The organism is Oleiharenicola lentus, from assembly GCF_051660365.1.
GTDB lineage: Bacteria > Verrucomicrobiota > Verrucomicrobiia > Opitutales > Opitutaceae > Lacunisphaera > Lacunisphaera lenta_A.
Genome location: NZ_JBOZXB010000001.1, coordinates 1,130,848 through 1,153,187 on the forward strand (window position 1 = coordinate 1,130,848; position 22,340 = coordinate 1,153,187).

A 22,340-nucleotide genomic window follows, 5' to 3' on the forward strand; every position below is an offset into this window, starting at 1 on the left:
AAAACAAAAGCTCCTCCATCCGTTTCCTGAGTTCCTGATTTCCACATTAAAAATCAGCCCATCTTCGCCGCTCAAATTCGTGGCATTCGGGCAATTCGTGTCTCAGCGCCCGAGCGACCTACCGGTTTCGCCACTAAATCCGAAGGTTTCGCCCCATACCTGTTATAAATGACAGGTTTTACCCCTTGGCAGAGCCCCCGGCGGGAGCCGCATGCTCGCGCGCGGCCCGCATTCCCATCGCAGGTCGCTGCACCCACTCACCACCCACTCCGTTTCACCCGCGGAGACCTGCCATGAAATTTTCCTGCCGCTCTTCCGGGCGCTCTTTACTGCGTCTGCTCGCGACGCTGACGCTCCTCCTCACCTGCGCGAACCTCGCCGACGCCGCCACGCGCGTGATCCGCGTAAAGAAAGGCGCCACCTTCATCACAGCCACCACCAACGGTCAGACGTGGGCCCACGCTTACGATGAACTCTGGCGCGCACTCGAAGGGGCTCGCTTACTCGGCCCCACCCAAGCAGACCCCGTGGAAATCTGGATGACGGAAGGCACCTTCACTCCGGACGACTACTTCGGAATCCCTAACTCGGCCATAAATCTCCTCAGCTGGGTGAGCGTGCATGGCGGCTTCAGTCTCTCCGCGCCGGAAGCGTCGCTCGCCGCGCGCAATCCCGCCACCCCGATGACCGTGCTAAGCGGCGATGTTAACAACAACCACGCCCTCGTCGAACCCACTTCCCGCGCCGAGGCGCTGAACGCCGTCGCCCCCGACATCACGGATGCAAATTTCAAAAACAACAGCCGCAACGTCCTCCGTGCCGTCAACGTCGTCGGGGCGCGTCTCGAACGACTCGTCATTACGGGCGGCTACGCCTCGCGCCTGAACGACCACACCGCGAAACAAGTCGAGCAGATGCTCCTGCCCGATCCCGCAAATCTCACCACTTCCGGCAGCATGACCGCCCTGAGTCCCAAGGTCGCGGGTGGCGGCATCTACGTGGAGAACGTCACTTCGTCGAACGGTGTGCCCAACCTCACGCTGACCGATTGCGTGATTACTCAGAATTACGTCGAGGGCGCCGGCGGCGGCATGGCCGTGGTGCGCGCCAAGGTCGAAGTGAACAATTCGCTCTTTGTGGCGAACCACAGCGCACTGGCCGGTGGCGCCTACTTCGGTCGCGATCAATTCGTCACTTTCAACCGCAGCGATTTCATCCGCAACACGAGTGCGTTGAGCGGCGGCGCCGTCGCGCTCGAATCCCCCGTGCACGTGCCCGGCAACTGGAAGGATAACACCCGCTCGTTTGTCCTCGGCAGCGATCCGAAGACCTACCAGCAAGTCGTCGCGAATGCCATTGTCGCCACCAAGTTGGGTGTCGGGTTCGACCCCGCACTCGCCACCAATCCCGGCACCACCGCCATCAGGGAGTTGATGGCATCACGCAACAAGGCCTTCGACCGCAAAACCAAAACGATTTCCCTCGCGGGCATGGGGCTGGAAAAGTCCGCAGCCGCGGGTCCCTACGGCTATGTGATCAAATTTTTCAAAGCCCTCGGCATAGCCGCCGAAGCCGCCCGCGCAGCCGGGGCCAAAGACGAGGTGACCGAATTTATCGTCGATGACCTCGTGCCCAATTTTGAGCGCTACGCCACCCCCAATGGCCTCAGCGCGCTGGCCGTCGAGGCGATTTTTAAGGAAGTTGATCCCGCCTCGCTGCAGCCCAGACGCAGCCACCTGAAAGATGCCTTCGCCTACATGACCAATCAGGCGGCCTATTCGTCTTTCAATGACTGCCATTTCACGGCCAACCAGGCGGTTTACAACGCATCGGCCATCGACGCCTTGCGCGATAACGTGAAGATCGATCGCTCGCTTTTTCGCGAGAATTACGCCGGCAACTCCGGCACGGTGGCAGCGCGCGGATTCAGCCTGCTCGACGTCAACAACAGCATTTTCTCGGGCAACAGTGGCGAGATCCACAGCGGCATCACCATCGCCGTTCACGTGTTTGCCCGCCTCACCAACTGCACGCTGGTCAACAACGTCTCCGTCGAGCCCAACGGCTACGCCTTCGCCGTCGATCTCGGGGCCGAGGGCCGGATCATCAACTCGGTTTTGTGGGGCAACACCAACGGCTCGCCGATCAACACCACGGGCGGCGCCGATATTTTTACCGCGACCTACGACAACCTCGACACCGATACCGCAGAACTCTTCCGCACCAGCCACGCCAGCTGGTTCCGCTTCATTGGCGTGACCGAAATCGCCAACTCCAACGTGCAGGGCCTGTCGCAGTTGGTGCAAAGTTGGGATAAAACGCATGTCGATCCGCTCACCGATCCTAATTACATCGCGCAGCGCGAAACCGGTTTGATCAACCGGCTCTACATGCTCGATTTCGCGGAAGCCGAGAGCGCGCACGACCAGTGGAGCTTCGTCATTGATGGCCAGGGCAACCGCTTCCTCGACCGCGGCAATTTTTCCGTCGATCCCCTTTTTCACACGGGATACCTGCCCGGCTACGGCTCGCCCATTTTAAGCGGCGGCAGTTTTGACCGCTACAACACGATCTATCGCCTGCCGGGCACCACCGACTTTTTCGGCCAGCCCCGCTATCGCGGCCAGGTTATCGGCATCGGTGCCGTCGCCAACGCCTCCACGCCTGTCGACACCGGCGTCGGCGGCGAGGCTCCCGGGCGTTATTTCGTCCGCCCGGTCGCCACCGGCGATGGCACCGGCCGTAATTGGGCCAACGCCAGCAGCGACCTCAAAACCATGTTGGCCAAAACCAACGCCGAAGTCTGGGTGCTCGCGGGCACGTATTATCCCAGCGCCACGGGCGTGCGCACGGAGGCGTTCACGCTCGGCCTCGGCACGCAGGCGTTCGGCGGCTTCGAGGGCACGGAAGTTTCCCGCAACGAACGCAACTTCACCGCCAACGTCACGATTCTCTCCGGCAATCTCGCGGCCAAATCCCCCGGTGCCTCGCCCAGCTATCACGTGGTCAAAAATTCGAAAGTGGTCGTCGGCGACAAAACCTTCACGAATGCGAACGGCGTGCTCGACGGTTTCACCATCACCGGTGGCGATGCCAACGGCGCCGACGGCAACGGCCACGGCGGCGGCATTTACCACGACCAGAGCGAGGTCGCGTTGCGCAATCTCATCGTCACAAACAATCGCGCCAGCGGCAGCGGCGGCGGTTTTTACTCTAACAGTAATCAAACCTCCGAGCTGACGCATTGCCGGTTTCGGTCGAACACCGCCACTCGCGGCGGCGCCGTTTACGCCCAGGGCTACTTCGACTCCGAGGCCTGCGAATTCACCGACAATCAGGCGACCCAGTTTGGCGGCGCCATCCTCCTCGAACGCACCTTGTTCGCCAGCGCCGTCTCCCAAGCCATGATTTCCAATTCGGTTTTCTCCAACAACCGCAGCACCGCGAGCGGCTCGGGCAGCGCGTTTTATGCGAGCCATTTCGACACGACGATTCTCAACTCCACTTTCTCCGGCAACCGCGGCTTCGAAAATGCCGCTGGCCTCCAATACGGCAGCGCCGTCTATGTCATCCACGGTTCGTTCGATCTGCAAAATTCCATTCTTTACGGCAACCGCGACCCCGGACTCGCCGCGCCGAGTTTCCCCATCGAGTTGAGCCAGTTTTATCTCCCGCTCGAATCTCAATCCACCTCACCGGCGACCTATCGCAACAACCTCATCCAAGGGTTTCGCACCAGCGTCGCTCCCACCCCACGCAACGAATCCGGCAACTTCGACGCCCCGCCCCAATTTGTCGACGCCGCCAACGGCAACCTTCGCCCGACGGCGACTTCGCCTTTTCTCGACCGCGGCACCGGCAGCGTCGACCTCCTCCGCTCGGCCGATGCCGACGGTCACGCGCGCAAGTTCGGCAGCCAGATCGATCCCGGTGCCTACGAATTCCAAGGCACTTCCCAAGTGCTGGCCGGCCTGGTCACGATCGCGCGCACGCTGAACGAAGACGGCCCGACCTACACGTTCCGATTCCTCGCGGACAACGCGCCCGCCGGGGCGACTTACACCTGGCTGGTAAACAAAAACGACGGCCGTGGTTTCATGCCGCTCCCCGAAGACGCCCGCATCACCGGCCAAGGCACCACGACGCTCACGCTGGCCCAACCGCCGGCAGAATGGGATCAGTGGACGTTTCGCATGGATGTCGGCGGAACCGCCAGCGGCACTGCCGCGAAGGTCTTGGTCAATATCGGCACCGATCGCGTCTATGTGAACGGCGCCGTCGCCACTTCGGGCAACGGCAAGACTTGGGCGACCGCCTACAAAACGTTGCAGGAAGCCAATCAAGCGACGCTCGCCTCCGATTACACCCAGATTTGGGTCGCTCAAGGCACGTATGTCCCGGACCGAACGGGACCGGGCAGCGTCTTCGCGTTTTATCCGGGACGCGTGGTTTACGGCGGCTTCAATGGCACCGAGACTGCCGCCAGCCAGCGCAACTTCGCGCTCTATCCGACGATCCTCGACGGCGCGCAACCGGGCGCGAAAGACGTTTTGGAAGACGCCCTCGATCTCGTCTTGTTCGGCCCGAACAGCAATGCGTCCACGCCCGCCATCCTCGACGGCTTCACCCTGCGCAACGCCAGGCGCAACGCGATCAACGTCGCCAGCGGCTCACCGCTCATCACGCGCTGCGTCATCGAAAACGAACGTGGCGCCGGCGTGCTCTCGAACGCCACCCCGACTTTCCGCGACGTGCTTTTTCGCAAAAATCCGGATGGCGCGGTCCGGGTCAGCTCCGGCCTTGCGACATTTGAAAAAGTTTTGTTCACGCAAAACACCGGCCCCGATGGCGCCGCCATCCGGGTCGATTCCAATGCGGCCATCGTCGTCCGCCAATCGACCTTCGCCGACAATTTCGCACACGGTCGCGCGGGTGGCATTCACGTGAGCACCAACGCTACCGCCACGATCGAACGCAGCATTTTCTGGGGAAACCGCGACGCTTCGACCGAACTCGGCGGACCTTTCGAGCCCGCGCAGATCTATTCGCGCGGCACGGTCGCGCTGTCGAATTCCCTCGTCGAAGCGCTCACGACTTACACGACCGGCGGGAATCTCGGCGAACATCCGTTGTTCATCGATCCGCTGAACCAAAACTACACGCTCGCCGCGCAATCCCCGGCGATCGCGCTGCAGGCCGGGGCCTTGGCTTACTCGGGAACGCCGGCTCCCACGCTGCGTTTCACCAGTCTGCCGAACTCCAGCGAAGAGCGCACCAGTCTCGTTGCTAAAACTTTCACGGCCACGTGGCAGGCTGGCGCCGGTCACGTGCTCCGCTGGGAAATCGATCTCGGTCAGGGCTGGGTCAACCCGGCGACCACCAGCTACGCCGTTTCCACCAACGCGTCCGCCACCGGTTCGGAGTTCACGATCACGACCTCGGGTGCAGCCCTCGCGTCGTTGCGCGTCCGCGCGATCACGGCCAATCAAGTCGCTTTGCCCGCGGTGTCGCTCAAAGTGATTCCGCCCACGATTCGCTACGTGGCGAAGACCGGCCCGGCCACCGGCGCCAATGGCCTCTCGTGGGCCACCGCCTACCGCACCGTGGAAGAAGCGATGGACAACTTGCCCAGCCTCAACACGGAAATCTGGATTGCCCGCGGCAGCTACGAGTCCGCCACGTCCGTCACCCTGATCCCCGGCGTGGTTTTCTTCGGCGGTTTTGCCGGCACGGAAACTTCCATCGGCCAACGCGTGGCCAGTCCTGCCAACGTCACGACGCTGCGCGGCGCGTTCATCATCAATAAACTCGAGAGCACTTACGTCGGGAAAAACAACCTGCGCGTCGAGCGCCGGCTCTTCAGCCGCCAACTGGTCATGGAGGGCATCCGTCTCGATTCTTCGACCACGACGGGCAATGGCACCGCGCTTTATCTTCGCCAAGGCGGCGGCGTCTTCCGCAATTGCGAATTCATCCGCAGCGTGGCCACGTCGGCCGGAAATGGCACAGAACTGGTGAAGAGCCAGGGTGGCACGACGCTTTTTGAAAACTGTTCGTTCAACGGAAACACCAGCGCTGCGGCCATCGTCGTTCAATCCGGTTCGCCGGTATTTCGCAGCTGCCGGTTTGAAGACAACCGCGGCAACTCCGAAGGCGGCGCCTTCAAGCTCACGGGCGGTAACACCCTCATCGACCGCGCCACGTTCACCAATAACCGCGCCACTGACTCCGGCGGCGCGATCTACGGTTCCTTGAACAACGGCGACTCGGTCACGATCACCAATTCCCTTTTCACCGGCAATCAGGCCACGCAAGGCGGCGCGATCTTCAGTAACGGAATGACCTTGGTGAATTGCACGCTCACCGACAATCGCGCCTCCCGCGAAGGCGGCGGACTCTACACCTACGGCACGGTAACCGTGCTCAACTCAATCATCTGGAGCAATCGGGCCGCGCCGGATCTCTACAACAGCCCCAATGCCATCGAGCGCGCACAGCTCACCGTCAACTCCGGCGCGACCACGGTAAAAAATTCCATCGTCGAAGGCCTCGCGAGCTTCACGGGCAACAACAACCTTCCCTACCACCCGCTGTTCGCCGGCACCGCGCCCAATCCTTACGCGCTCGCCCCGAATTCGCCCGCGATCGATCGCGCCGTGCTCGTCGACTTGGACGCAGTTTCGCCGGTGCTCGGTTATCCGGGCCGCCTGTCGGGCACGGCGCTGGACCTCGGTGCTTATGAATTTTCTGGCGCGGCGAAACCTCCAATCCAACTCACCAGCGCTCCGACCAGCGCAGCCGTTTACAACGGTGCGAACCAGAGCTTCACGGTCACCGGCGCGGCCGGCACCGGCGCCAATGTGGTGTGGGAAAAATTCGACGGCACCAACTGGGTCGTCGTTTCCGGCGCGGCGTTTAAAGTCACCACCAACAGCACTTCGAGCACACTGACGATCACGAACATCGCGGACGCTCACGGCGGCCTTTACCGCTACCGCATCGGCTCGCTCAATTACACTTCCGTGAGCTTCAACGTCGCTGTCACCACGCGCCGCATCGTTTATGTCGACAGCAACGCCGCTCCCGGCGGCAACGGTGCCTCGTGGGGCACCGCTTTCAAGGGGCTCAATGAAGCCGCCGCCCTGACCGACACCGTGCTCGAGGTGCGGGTGGCCGCTGGCTTCTACACGCCCGCGTTTATCAATATGCGTGGCGGCATTCTTTTCCGCGGTGGTTATCCTGCCACCGGCAGCGCCGCCGAGCGCAATGTCGCTAACCCGACAGTGAATCGCACGCAGATCGACGGCACCGCCATCGTCTACGCAGACGCCACCGCGGCGGACTTCACCCTCGAAACGGGCTACGATGGTTTTCAACTCGTCCCGGGAAGCGGCGGCGTGCGCGTCGTGCGCGGAGCGCGGGTTTTCTTCCGGAACTGCGTAATCACCGCAGTCACGAGCTCGCCGGCGTTTTTGATCGAAAACACCGGTTCGGTGGATTTCGACAACTGCACTTTCAAACAAAACGCTCCCAGCGTGCTCGTGTCGCTGAAGCAAAACAGCTCAGCCCGCATCGTGCGCGCCACCGTGAGCGACAACACGGGCTGCATCTTTCTCAACGTCGAGCGCGGCAGCTTCTTTGCCATCGAAGCCTCGACCTTCAGCAATAACTCCAATCCGAACCGGAACGACCCGCTGATCAAGTTCGACACTACTTTGACGACCAACGTCAGCACCATCACGCGCTCCCGTTTCCTGGGAAATTCCGGTGAAGATATTATCCACGCCTTTGCCGGCCCGCTGGAAGTCAGCGATTCGTTGTTACTCAATAACACCAACGCGTTCGTCCGCGGCTCTGGCAAAGTCACGGTGCGCCACATTACGGCCTACAACAATCAAGTGTCGGTCAGGCCAGATAGCACGCAGTCCCGCGCCTTGATTCAAGTGAGCGAGCTGGACCTTTCGAATTCCATCCTGTGGGCCAATCGCAGTGCCGGTTCCAGCCGGTCGATTGAGGCCCAACAGCTCGACCCCACCAACAACACGCTGACGCTTCGCTCCAATCTCATCGAAGGTTTCGCGACCTTGGGCGGCACCGGCAATCTCGACAACGATCCACTGTTCCTGAACGCCAGCCTCAGTCAGTTCGAGCTTTCACCCTATTCTCCGGCGATCAACTCCGGCCTCGGCACCAGCAGTTCGCCGATCGATCTCTTCGGCACCGTGCGCAACGGTGCGCCAGATCGCGGCGCGATCGAATTCACCGGCACGCCCGCCACGCCGATCCATCTCACCTCTGCGCCGATCAGCATCCCCGCTTATCTGCGCTCCGCAGTCAGTTTTACCGTGGTAAGCGATAACGCCGCGAGCAATGTCGTCTGGTGGCGCTGGAACGGCTCCGCCTGGGTGCTCGTCGCCGGCAATGATCCGCGTCTCATCATCACCGCCAACGGCAACAGCTCCGTGCTGACGCTGAGCAACGTCGCCACGCCTGACGCGGCCGAAAAATTCAGCTTCACGCTCGCGAATGCGGCGGGCTTCCGCTCTGCGCCGGTGCAAGTGTTTCCGACCGTGCGCCCGCGTCGCTACGTCGGCACCGGCACCACTCCGCCTTACGATGGCACGTCGTGGGCAAATGCGGCTTGGAATTTTGTGTCGGTCTACAACAGCGCCCCCGAAGGCGCCGAAATCTGGGTGCAGGCCGGATCTTACAGCGGACAATACCCCACGCTGCGCCAAGGCATCGAGGTTTACGGCGGGTTCACTTCTCCCACCGCCACCTCCACGAGCCAGCGTGATCTTACCGGCGAACTTACCGTGCTGCGCATGCAAATGATCGGCCGCAGCGTCGATCGCGCCACCTTGCTCGACGGCGTGACCATCGTTGGCAGTGGCTACACTGGCCTTCACCTCTATGACAACGCCAGCCCCACGCTCCGCCGCGTGGTGTTTCGCGATTCCTCGAACGGCCTCTCGGTCAGCAGCGGACATCCTCTCATCGAAGACAGCGTCTTCCGCGGCAACACGCGGGCGGGCCTCGAAATGAGCAGCGGCAACGTTACCTTGAAGCGCGCCAATTTCAGCGGCAGCGGCACAGCCATCATCACGAGTGGCGGCGTGCTTGCCGTTTCCGATTCATTATTCCACGACCACACGTTGGGCGACGCCCTGCTCGTCTCAGTCAGCAAAACGGCTGACGTGACGTTCGATCGCGTCACGGTGCGCGATAACTTCGGCGACTCACTCATCACAGTCTTCGGCGGCAAACTCACGCTGCGCAATTCCCTCCTCGTCGACAACACGCCCTCCTACTACGGCCTGCTCAATGTCGCCGACGGTGAGTTGAACGTGCTGCAATCGACGATCTACGGCAACTCCGGCACTGCGGGTAACGGCGGTCTCAATCTTCGCGGTGGCGCGACCACGGTGAAAAATTCCATCCTGTGGAACAATACTGGTCGTCCGTATGGCGGCGGCGCAGCCACCGTCGAGCAGAACCAGCTTACCGTCACCGGCGGCACGCTCAGCATCGGCCACTCGATCGTGCAAGGGCTTGCTACTTACACCGGCAACGGGAATTTCGCCGACGCGCCGCTCTTCACCGACGCCGGCCTCGATGACTTCACGCTCTCCGCCGTGTCGCCCGCGATCAACGCCGGCGACGCCACGCTCAATCAAACCGGTTACTCCCTCGATCGCGCCGGACTTGCCCGCGTGGTCGGCAGCGCGCCCGATCTCGGCGCTCACGAATTCGCCGGCACCCCGGGCACGCCGCTGCGCATTCTGCGTTCACCCGCTTCCCTCGAAGTGGCCGCGGGCGACACGGCGAGCTTCATCGCCGAATCGGCGAGCGCTGGCCCGTTCACTTGGCAGCGCGAAACCGCGCCCGGCGTTTGGACGACGATCACGTCCGGCGGACTTTACGTCATCACCGTCAACGGCAACACGAGCACGCTCGCGGTCGGCCCGGCGACTTTCGCCGCGCACCACGGCCAGCGCTTCCGCTTCCAATTCGGCGGCACCACTTCTGCACCGTTTTCGCTCAGCGTCGTCGACAAGCGGATTATCTATGTGAATCCATCCGCCACCGGCACACCTGCCGATGGCACCACGTGGAGCCGCGCGTTCCGCACTCTCGAAGACGCATTTTTCAATTGGAGCACGGGGGCTGAGATTTGGGCCGCCAGAACGAGCATCCGCCTGGAAGAGACCCTCGTTTTGCCAGAAGGCATGAAACTCTACGGCGGTTTTTCCGGCAATGAAGCCACCCTCGAACAACGCACGCCGGGCGCGCAGACCGCGTTGACCATTCTGTTCGCCAACTCCGCGGCGTGGCGCTTCGTCGATCAAACGGGCACGAACTCCACGCGCGCGACCGTGCTCGACGGTTTCACTTTCTCCGGGGCTAACGACAAACACGGCATCGTGCTCGATCGCGCCAGCCTCACCGTCCGCAACTGCGACTTCCGTGACTTCAGCCAAACGGTGGTCAACAACAACTCCAGCGCCCCGTTGTTCGAGAACTGCTTCTTCGGCAACAGCTCCTTCGCCGTCTTCAACGAACTCAATTCCTCTTCGGAAATCGTCGGTTGCACTTTCGAAGACAACAACCGCTCCCGTTCCAACGCCAGCGGCAGCGCGCTCCTCAAAAACGGAAATCTCGCCGGCCAGCCGACCTTGGTGCGCGACTCCCTCTTCCGTCGCAATTTCCACGCAGCCACTTACGTGCAAGGCGACTCCGCCGTCGTCTTCGAACGCTGTCGCTGGTTGGAAAATTCCAATCAGGACAGTGCAGCACTGGCCGTCACGCCCGGCGCCACGGTCACCGTGCGCGATTCGCTTTTTGCCGACAACACGGCCATCGCCGCCTCGGGCCGCAGTCATGCCATCATCATCAACGCGGGCACACTCTCTCTGCTCAACGTCACCGTCGCAGGCAATCGCACGCACGTCTGGAACATCGGCAGCAAAAAAGCCGCCGCCGTGGAGAACGGCGGCACACTCACCGTCACAAATTCGATTATCGCGGACAACACCACTGTCGGCGACACCGCGGGCCTGACGACGGAACAGCTGCAGCTCTATTCTGGTCCGGGCTGGCCGCTGACCGTTTCGCACTCACTCATCAGCGGTCTGCAATCGATCACCGGCACCGGTAATCTCGGTTCCGAAGTGCTGTTCGACCCGGCTTACTCCAGAGAATACCGCCTCTCGATCTTCTCGCCCGCGGTGAACGCCGGTTACACTGCCGCCTCCACCGCGTTGCGCGATCTCCTCGGCCAGACCCGCGTCGTCGGCGCCGCGATCGATCTCGGAGCCACGGAGCTCGCTGAAACCGTCGGCGTCACGCCACTCACGATCAACCCCACCTCAAGCGCGGACAACATCGTGCCCGTGTGGAGCACTGCCGCCGGACATCTCAGCATCACCGGCAGTCCCGCTGCGCTCGCCACGATCTACTGGGAAATCCTCGTCAACGGCCAATGGGTCGCGATTCCCGCCGGTGGCGACTTCACCGCCGCGGTCAATGGCAACACCGCCACGCTCACCATCGCGTCGCCGGCCTCCGACACAATTCCAGATCGCCGGGTGCGTTTCGGTTTCCGCGGCATGGGTTATGTTTCCTCGGAATACACCGTCACCACCAATGGCAGCAACCTTCGCTATGTGAAGGGCAACGCCGCCGCCAACGGTGATGGTTTGAGTTGGCGGACCGCCTTCCGCACCGTCGCCGAAGCCGTCGCCGCGGCGCCTGCGCACACCGAAATCTGGATCGCAGAAGGTTACTACGACGAAACGACGCCCATCACCCTGCCACCTGCGATTCGTCTCTACGGCGGATTCAGCGGCGATGCCGTCAATGTTCGCTCACGTGCCACGCGCCTCCCCACACAGTTGTTGAATCCCTTCATCCTTCCCTCCACCGGTTCCCCCGACGCGGTGCTCTTCGACAGCCTGACGCTGCGCAACAACAGCGTGACGCTCACCAACCGCAGCGCGCTCTTTCGCAATGTGAGATTCGAAGAGGGCTCCGGCGTCATTGTCTCTGGCACGGCTCCCAGCGTGCTCTTCGAGGACACCTCGTTCGTCAACAACTCCAGCGCGATCAGCGGACGCATCGACGCCGCCACGTTGCGTCGCACGTTCTTCTTTGGAAATACCGTCGCAGTCACCGCGGCAGGCAGCACGTGGACCATCGAAGATTCCTACTTCGACTCTCCCAATAATTCTGCGAACCCCCACGCGCCGCACTTCCTCGACTCCACCGTCACCACCCTGACCGTGCGCAGATCGACGTTCCTCAATTCCACCGGCCGCATTGCGCCGGTGCGCGCCATCGCTACCGCGGGCACCGCGGAATTCACCGACGTCAACTTCTTCAGCAACACGTCCACCGATTCCGGCGCGAGCGCGCTCACGCTTTCCGGATTTAATTCTGCGGTCTTCCAACGCAGCACGTTCCTCAACAACACGGGCGTCGGCGCCGGTGCGCTCAGCGCAACCAACAGCGATCTCGATCTCCGCCAGTCTTACTTCGTCGGCAATCAATCGTCCGGATCGACGCTGAGCGGCGCGATTTTGCTGACCGGTTCCACCTTCGAAGCGGTCAACATCACGGTCGCCAACAACCGCGCCAACAACCAAAGCGGCGGCGGCATCGTCGCCGTGAACAGCACTGGCTCGATCGTTAACTCCATCCTTTATGGCAACAATGCCGGCAGCGGCACCATCGAGGACCGCCAACTGCGCGCGACAAACTCCACCGTCACGACGCATCATTCGCTCATTGAAGGTCTCAACGCTTTCGCCGGTGCCGGCATGATCGGTTACAACCCACGCTTCATCACGATCAACGACCGGCTCGCGCCCGGCCCGAATTCCCCGGCCCTGAATGCCGGTGACAACACCGCGCTTATTGCCAGCGAAGTCGATTTGCTCGGCGCTCCGCGTATCAACGCGACGAACGTCGACCTCGGTGCCATCGAGCCGACCACGCTCGCCACCGCCACGCTGCTCGATCTCGCGCTCATCCGTCGCGTTCCGGGCGGCTACCTGGAAATCACCTTCGACAACACGCGCGGCTACACCGGCCTCACGTGGCAGTTCAACAACGGCAGCGGCTGGCAAACGCTCGCGTTGGATCCGGGTGCTTTCGTCACCAACGGCAATTTCGTCACGCTTCGCTTACCGTGGTCGCCGGAACTCTACGAAGGCGCGAACATTCGTCTCGTCGGCACGGATTACATCTCCACGACGCTGCCGATCGCTTATGGCAACGCTCCCGCCGCGCAGGGTGCTATCGTCGCCATCACGCCTGCGTCTGGCTCGACCGCCACCTCGCTGCGCCCGGACATCACGGTGACTTTCAACCAAGCGCAGACCGGTTTGGATCTAAACAAACTGGTGGTGCACGGTTCCCTTCACGGTCGCCTCGCGACGGTGGCGAATTGGGGCACCGTGACGACCGATCCGCTGACGCCGGTGCTCTTGCCGGGGATCAATTTCAACGCCGGCGAAATCGTGGAAGTTTCCGCGACTGCCGCCATCGGCACCGCGCTCGGAAATAATTTCAAACCTTACGTCGCGCGCTTCGCCGCACTCTGGTTGGGCAACGTCGGTAAATTCCGCCGCGGTGACACGCTTACCACCGGCACCAACATCAGCGGCGTGGCCGCGGGTGATCTCAACGCCGATGGCTTCGGCGATGTGATGTTCGCGAGCGCGGAAGGGGCGTGGATTTATCTCGGCGACGGCGATGGCCAGTTCCACCGCCTCAACTACGGCACGGGCGGCGAATGGAACGCGTTTGCAATCGCCGACTTCAACGGTGACGGCCGCAACGATTTCATCGGTTCGCGCCAGGGCGCTTCACTCACCGTGGAAACACTCAACGCTTCGAGCGACGCGACGACCAACCTGCTCACCGCACCGCTCGCGTTCGCGGGCCGGCGTTTGCTGTCCGGTGATTTTAACGGCGATGGTCGCCAGGACGTGCTCGTGCTCGGCGCTTCGACGACCGACGGCGAAGTGCTGCTCCTCAATCAAGGCAACGGCACGTTCGCACCGGCGGGCACGCAGCGTTTCGCTCCGGCTGATGATCGCACGCGCGAAGCCGCGGTCGCTGATCTCAATCGCGACGGCACGCTCGACTTCGTGCAAGTGCGCGCAACCACCGGCGACATCGTCGTGTGGATGAACGACGGCACGGGTGTCTTCACCTCCGCCACCACCATTCGTATTCCGAATACGCAAACGATCGCGCTTACCGATATCGATCAGGATGGCTGGACCGATCTCGCGATCGCGGGAGGCAGCGGCACCGACACCCTGCACATTTATCGCAACGATCAGGCGGGTAATCTGGTTCACGTGCGCTCCTTCGCCGCCGGCGCCGTGGTGCAACTCGCCGCCGCCGATTTCGACGGCAATAGCGCGACCGACTTGCTCGCGATCACCGGCACCGCGAACGATGTGCTCTGGAAAAACACGGGCGCCGGTGCTTTCACCGCTTCCCCGCTGACGTGGACCTCCAATGGCGCCACCGCGAGCGCGCAACTCGCGATCGCCGATCTCAATCGCGACGGCACCGCCGATGTCATCCTGCCGCAATCCTCGCGGATTCTCTTCTGGACGTCGGGCAGTTATTTCACCGGCTTCAGCCGCACAGTAAACGAAAGCACCACGCTCGCCTTCACTCGGACGGACTTCACTGACGTCACCACGACTTACGGCGGCAGCGCGACCGATCGCTTCCTCATGACCGAGTTACCCAAACATGGCGTGGTGAAGTTGGATAATTTCGCCCTCCCGCTTTATTACGCTGTTTCCCTCGCGCAACTTTCCCAACTGACCTACACGCCGACCTCCGGTTACGACGGCCCCGATAGTTTCCGCATGGCGCCCCAGTTCTACGACGGCACACACCGGGATCCGAAAACAGCCGGTTCCGCCAAAATTTCGATCAGTGTCGTGCGCACCGTCACCGCTCCGACCACGAACGCTCAAACGGTGCAGGTTTTCAAAAACCGCGCGCGCTCCTTCCAGCTCGCCGGCACGCACCCGGAAGGCGAATTCATCACCTTCGCGATCACGCGCCAACCAGCCCACGGCGACATCGCCCTCTCCGACACGCAGACGCTCATTAATCGCGAGGCGCTCTACACGCCGGATACTGACTACACCGGCAATGATTCGTTCGACTTCAGCGTCACTGACGCCTTCGGCGGAATCACCACCGGCACCGTGTCGCTCAACATCAGCGATAAGATTCATGTCGTCACCACCACCGCGGCATCAGGCGCGGGTTCATTGAGCCAGGCGCTCACGACGGCCATTGCCGACGGCGTCGGCCGCGTGGTGATCGACGCTTCTCTCGCGAATCAAAGCATCGAACTCAGCACCGCCACTGACACGGTGCACGGCCCGACGGCGTATCTGGTTGCGGGGTATCTCGAAATCGATGCCGAAGGCGCGACTCAGTTCTCGATCAAACGCAGCGCGGGCACGGCGAATTTGCGCCTCTTCCGCGTCGCTTCGACCGGTCATCTCGTCTTCAACGGCCTGACGCTCACCGACGGCCGCATCCAAAGCGAAAATGCCGGCACACCGGCTCGCGGCGCCGCCATCTACAACGAAGGCACGCTCGAAACGAATCACGCCAACTTCAGCAACCACACGGCGCAAGGCCTGACCTCGACCGGCGCGCAAGGCGGCGCGATTTATAGCTCGAACGGCGTTCTCCTGCTCAGCGAAACCAACATCGCCAACAACACCGCGCAGGACGCGAGCTCGCAAGGCGAAGGCGGCGGAATTTTCCTCCGTAACGGCTCCGCGCGACTCGAACTCCCGGGCATCGGCAGCAACACCGCGCCAACCGCTGCTTCAGGCGCAGATATGCACGTCCTTGCCGACAACGCTGCTGCCAGCGTCACGCTCGTGCGCGGTGTGTTCCCGGCGAGCTACCGCGTGTCGCGTCTTGGCACCGGACAAGCCTCGACCATCAACCAAAGCAACACCGCGACCGCCCCGACGACGTTGCCGCTCAGCATCAGCGCCATCGCCAATCTCACCACCGCGATCGTGGAAGCGACCACGTTGCCGCTTACGCTCACCTCCAGCACCGCGGCGGTAACCGTGAGCACGCGCGATGCTTATTTCTACCTCGAGACGTTGGATGGAAACGGCCAACCCGAACGCGAAGCCAATCTTCACGGCTTGCCCGGAATCGAACTGCTGGGCAGCGGCACGAGCCGCAGCGTGCGCTTCACTCCCAAAGAAAATGTCCGTGGTTACGCGACTGTGCGAGTGACTGCTTCCGAAAACGGAATTTCCTACGCAGAGGAATTCGGCCTGCCGTTCATCTCCACGGTCTTCGTCGCACCGACCGTGCAGGATAAAGAAGTGTATAGTTTCAACGGCGCCGCCGTTGCGGTCGACATCACCGCCACGCATCCACTCGGGCTGACGATCCTCTACGAAATCGTCACCGCGCCGATGCACGGCACGCTCACCGGCACCGCACCGAATCTGACCTACACGCCCGCCTCCGGTTATCGCGGCAACGACTATCTCGTTTACCGCGCGAGCACGAGCCAGGGTCTCGGCGCTTCTGCGCGCGTGTTGTTGCGCAGCACGTCGGCCAACGTTTCAGTGACGTCCGCTGAGACCAGCGGCACGGGCTCGCTCGCAGACGCGCTGCGCTTCACGCCGGCACTCCCCGGAGTGACTTGGACGCTCACTTTCGATTCGGCCCTCGCCGGCAAGACGATCGACACGTCGCTCTTCGCCACGATGACGGCGGCCGGCCCTTCGGCTTATGTGATCAATAGCAACGTGGTGCTCGATTGCACCGCCGCGCCCGGACTGATTATCAGTCGCCCTGACAACGCCGACCCGATGCGCCTCTTCTATGTCGCACCTTCCGCGAGCCTGACGTTGAAAAATCTCACGCTCGATAACGGCGCAGCCGTGGCTCACGGCGGCCAGCCGGCCCGCGGCGGTGCGATCTACCTCGAAGGCGCCAACCTCAGTCAAAGCAGCCTCGCGCTCGATCACATCACGCTCGCGAATAATTCTGCAAGCGGCGTCAACGGCCAGGGCGGCGCGATCTACGCGAACAACACACCGGGCGTTTCGCTCGACGCGGTTACGTTCCTCGCCAACACCGCGGGCATCACCAACACCGGTGCCACCGGCACGGGCGGTTCGATTTACGCCCGCAACACCTTGGTCGAATTCACCGGCAACACCGGCAGCACCTTCGCCGGCGGCCGCGCAGAATTCGGCAAAGATGTCGCGCTCGTCGCCGATGCCGCGCCAGCGTCGGTCCTGTTCTTCCGCACGTCCACCGACGGTCTTTTTGTCGACCGTCTCAACAACGGCACGACGAAGATCACCGCTTACGGCAACGCCGCCGTCACCGGCCCCGGACTTTTGCATATCGCGCCCGTCGCAAACCGGGAGGCGAGCATCCACCGCACGACGAACATCGCGCTGAGCGTGGTGAACGGTCCGGCCGAATCGATGGCTTACGACTCGCTCACTCCTTTCATCGACAACAGCGAACTCGGACTCGATGACGCGGCCACGGCTAATCCGACGCTCCGCATCACGCCCAATCCCGCCAACATCAATGCCGGCGGCGAAGTGAATGTCGCCGCGATCAGCCACGGCGGTGATTACCGCTTCGAACGCGTCGTCGGCCTCGCGATCACGGAATACGACGGCCCGGTCGCGCGCAACGAAACCTACGCCGTCAACGCCAACGAACCGTTTAGCGCCGCGCTGCCGGTCGAATTGAATCCGTTGTTCTCGGTCACGTATCAATTCGAACCCGCGTTGATCGATCAGTCATCGAACGTCGCCCTCCTCGGCGAGAGCGGCGGCAGCATCACGGAAGACACGGGCAATTTCGTGTTCACCCCGCGCACCGATTTCGTCGGCCGCGTCAAGGTGCCTTACTCCGTCACGGACAGCCACGGCACCGTTTCGTCCGCGACGCTGTATTTCCAAATCAGCGCCGGTCAGCCTCGCGCCGAACCGCAAACCGCCGTTGTGCAAATCGACACTCCGACCGCCGTCATGGTATTCGGCCAGCACACGATTCCCGGCCTGACCCTGACCTACTCGCTCGGCACCACGCCGCCGCAACACGGCACGGTGACCCAAACCGGAGATCAAGAGTTCACCTACACGCCTGACTCGTCCTACGCGGGCAACGACCTCTTCAACTTCAAGGCCACGGATCGCTTCGGTCAGGAATCCAGCGCGAACGTTTCGGTGATCGTGGCGGATTTCAACGCCAACACCGAACCCACGATCACGGGGTTCAAAGACCCTGCGCCGATCCTTTTCCAACCCGGCGGCAGCGATTATCTGTTCTCCGACGTAATCGTCGACGACGATACCATCGACCAGCCGATCACCATCTCACTCTGGGATCCGAGTCCTTACGGCCACTACGTTTTCCCGCCGGTGCCGCCGCCACCACCGGGGGGGACGGCTACCGACCCGTGGGTTCGCGATGACTTCGGCGCCTATCGCACCACGGGCACCAAGGAGGAAGTCACCACCCGCCTTCGCGCGGTTAACTTCATCGTCGATACGCCCCTCGAAAGTATGAGTGAATCGCTCGAAGCGTGGTTAATCGTGATCGCGGAAGACCCGCTGGAATCCAGCTTCAACCTGGTTCCGGTGAACATCCTGTTCCCTTGGGACGCACCCATCGCGTCCGATCTCGCGCTGGAGACTCTGCCCGCCACGCCAGTTTCGTTCACGTTGTCCGCCACGCAGCCGCAAGGCCAGCCGCTCACGTTCACGCTCACCTCGCCGGAAATCGCGCCCGAACGAGGCACGCTCACCCACGACGGTCTCGACTACACCTTCACGCCCGCGCCCGGTTTCCACGGAACGGAGGATTTCGTCTGGTCGATCACCGCACCCAATGCGCGCAGCACCACGCATCACGTGCGCATCACCGTGAACACGCCGCCGGCCGGCACCGACGACCTCGTCATTCGCGACGACAGCCTCCAAACGATTCCAACCGCCACGTTGCTCGCCAACGACACCGACGCAGACACCGATGCGTTGACCATCACCGAAGTCGCTTCGACGAGCGCCCACGGCGTCGCGGTCACGCTCAACGGCAGCGTCATCACTTACGCAGCCTCCGCCTCGCTCGCGGATGATTCGTTTACCTACACGTTGCGTGATTCGTTCGGCGCCACCGCCACGGCCACGGTAAATCTGCAGTTCATCAACCTCACGCCGGTGGCCGTGGACGATCACCTCGAACGCGAGTTCGGCCAACCGTTCGAAACCAATGCCGGGGTGCTGCTCGCCAACGATTCCGATGTAGACGCCGATGGCATCTTCCTCGTCTCCGTCGACGCGACCAGTGTGCAGGGCATGCCCATCACGCTGATCGACGGCACCCTCCGCTACACGCCCACCGCGAATTTCGCCGGCGTCGATAGTTTCGAATACATGATGCGCGACGGCCGCAATGCCACCGCGACCGCCCGGGTTCACCTCACGCTCGCCAATCGACCGCCGATCGCAGCCGACCTCACCCTCTCACGCACCAACGACCAGCCGGCGACCGTGAGCATCGCGGCCTTGATCGCGGCTTCGAGCGATCCGGATGACGACGAACTGAGTTTGCTCAGCTTCGAAGGCACGAGCGCGCTTGGCGCCACGATCAGCATATCCGAAGACTCCCTCACTTACACCGCGTCGTCCCAGACCGCGATCGCGGACGAGGATTATTTCCTCTACACGCTTCACGATAATCGCGGTGGCACGGCCACGGGGGCCATCACGGTTCAGTTGCTCAACCGCGCGCCCGTCGCTGCGGCGCACAACGTTGGCCGTTTCAACACGGACGCGGCGAGCATCATCCCGATTGCTAACCTCGTCGCGGGCGCGACCGATGCCGATCTCGACCTCGTGACGTTTGACAGCGTCAGCGCCCTCAGCACCGCGGGCGCAACGCTAACGGTCGTCGGCACTGATGTCGTTTACACGCCGGCGTCGCTGCCACTCAACGTCGAGGACACGTTCACTTACACGGTCAAAGATCCGCGTGGCGCCATCGCCACCGGCACCGTGACGATGAAGCTGGTCAACCGCGCGCCGGTCGCCGGCACGAACCACGTCATCAACCGCTACAACACCGAACCGGGCACGATCGACGTCGACACGTTGCTGGGCAGCGCCACCGACGCCGACGGTGACACGGTGACCTTTGTCGCCACCTCCGCCACGAGTGCGCAAAACGCCACGATCAGCGTCAGCGCCGGCGTCGTCACCTACACCGCCGCCCCGCTCGCGATCACCGGCGACGACACGTTCACCTACACCATCACCGACAGCCGCGTGGCGACACCGGTCACCGGCACGGTCACGGTCAAACTCGTCAACCGCGCGCCTCTCGCGGGCGCTACGATCATCCAACGCCACAACGACGAGCCGGCCACGATCACCACCGCCGCACTCATCAACGCGGCCTCTGATCCGGACAGCGACCCGCTCACCTTCGTCGCCGCGGCCACCACCAGCGCGCAAGGGGCGACGATCAGCGTCAACGCGGGTCTCATCACCTACACCGCGGCTTCGCCGACGGCCATCGTGGGCGACGATACCTTCACCTACACGATCACCGACAGCCGCGTGGCCACACCGGTCACCGGCACGGTGACCGTGAAGCTGCTCAACCGCGCACCGGTCGGCGCAGCCGACAGCGTCAACCGCGCCGCCGGCGAAGCACTCAGCGTTTCCGCCGCCACGCTACTCGGCAACGACAGCGATGCCGACGGCGACGTCATCACGATCACCGCCGTTTCCGGCACGAGCGCTCAAGGCGTCCCCGTCGTCCTCACCGGCACGACGATCACCTACACGCCAAACGCCGCCATCACCGGAACCGACACGTTTACCTACACCGTCCGCGACAGCAAAGGCCTCGCGAGCGAGCCGGTCACCGTGACGGTCGCGACCACCGCGCCAACCACCGCACCTACGCTCACCGTCAGCAACCGCGCCGGCGGCGGCGCGGCCTTGCAGCTGAAGGGTGTCGCCTTCACGAGCTACGTGATTTCGGTTTCGACTGACCTCGTCACGTGGACGCCACTCACGACCGTCACCACCAACGCTCAAGGCCTCGCCACCGCCGAGGACACCACCGCGCCGAGCGACGGCGCCGGGCGTTTCTATCAAGCCGATCACAACTAACTTATTTTTCCCATGAAGCTCTCTCGTCTTCGTTTTCTTCTGCTCACGCTCGCACTCGGGCCGCTCGCGGCGTTCGCCGTGCCGAGCGATCCGGTCGGGGTCTTTAAACTCCGCCTGCAGGGCAACTCCGACACGACTGTTTCGCTGCCGCTGCTGCGGCCCGCCCTCGCGGAAGGCGCACTTGCCAGCCGCACCGGCTCCACCTTTACCCTCACGGTGGATGTGCCGGCCCTGCCAGTCGGAGGAGCCTTCGTTCTGGTGATGAACGGCTCGCTCGAAGGCACTGTGCTCCCGATCACCGACGTCAATGGACGCACAGTCACCATCGCCGCGGGTGCGATCGATCTCAGTGCGTTGCACACCGAAACCGTTCAGGGCCCTGCTTTGGGTGATACCGTCGCAGTGGTGCCTTACTGGACACTCGACACCGTGTTTCCCGGTGGCAGCGGCGTGAACATTTCCACCAGTGCGCTCACGCGCGCCACGGAAATTTTCTTCTACAACAATACCACCGCCGGCAAAAACCGCTCGGTGTCCCCTGCGTTTTTCTACTTCTCGGGCAACACCAGCAAACCGGCCGGCTGGTATCAAGTCGGCGACAATACCGGTCTCAAAGGTTCGCAGCGGCTCGACCCGCACAACTATGTCATTGTCCGTCAGAACGTCGCCACGGAAACCTCCCTAGCCGTGGCCGGTGCCGTGCAAATGGCCGGCTTTCGCGTGCCGCTCGCCTTGCTCGCCGCGGACACCGACCAAGATCATTTTCTCGGCCTCCCTTGCGCCGTGCCGATGACCTTGAGCGCTTCGCGATTGGTCGCCTCGGGAGCCTTCGCGGTATCGACCAGCGCCGTGACTCGGGCCGACGAACTCTATGTTTTCAACAACGCCATGGTGGCCAAAAATAAATCGCCGTCCGCCCCTTATTTTTACTTCGCCGGTAATGCCCAAAAAATTGCCGGTTGGTATCAGGTCGGTGCCTCCGTGCCCGACACTAGCTTCACCTTAAAACCAGGCGAAGGCTTCATCATCCGCAAACGCCAGGCGGCGACTATCCGCACTGATCTTTGGGACGCTTTACCCGTTTACCTTCAATAACCTTTTCCTCCT

2 protein-coding genes are annotated in these 22,340 nt (G+C 62.5%); both read left to right on the forward strand.

Annotation, left to right across the window (positions count from 1 at the left end; translation table 11 throughout):
• The first annotated feature begins 293 nt into the window (after nt 1–293).
• Complete coding sequence (locus tag ACRRQW_RS04085) at nt 294–21,233, forward strand: Ig-like domain-containing protein (RefSeq protein WP_438479983.1); 20,940 nt, start codon at nt 294–296, stop codon at nt 21,231–21,233.
• 12 nt (nt 21,234–21,245) lie between these two features.
• On the forward strand, nt 21,246–22,328 hold the full coding sequence (locus ACRRQW_RS04090) for a TIGR02597 family protein (protein ID WP_438479934.1): 1,083 nt from the start codon (nt 21,246–21,248) through the stop codon (nt 22,326–22,328).
• The last annotated feature ends 12 nt before the right edge of the window (nt 22,329–22,340 follow it).

Excerpts from the sequence above, each read along its gene's own strand:
- ACRRQW_RS04090 (WP_438479934.1), top strand. The coding sequence starts at position 21,246 with ATGAAGCTCTCTCGTCTTCGTTTTCTTCTGCTCACGCTCGCACTCGGG.
- ACRRQW_RS04085 (WP_438479983.1), top strand. The coding sequence starts at position 294 with ATGAAATTTTCCTGCCGCTCTTCCGGGCGCTCTTTACTGCGTCTGCTC.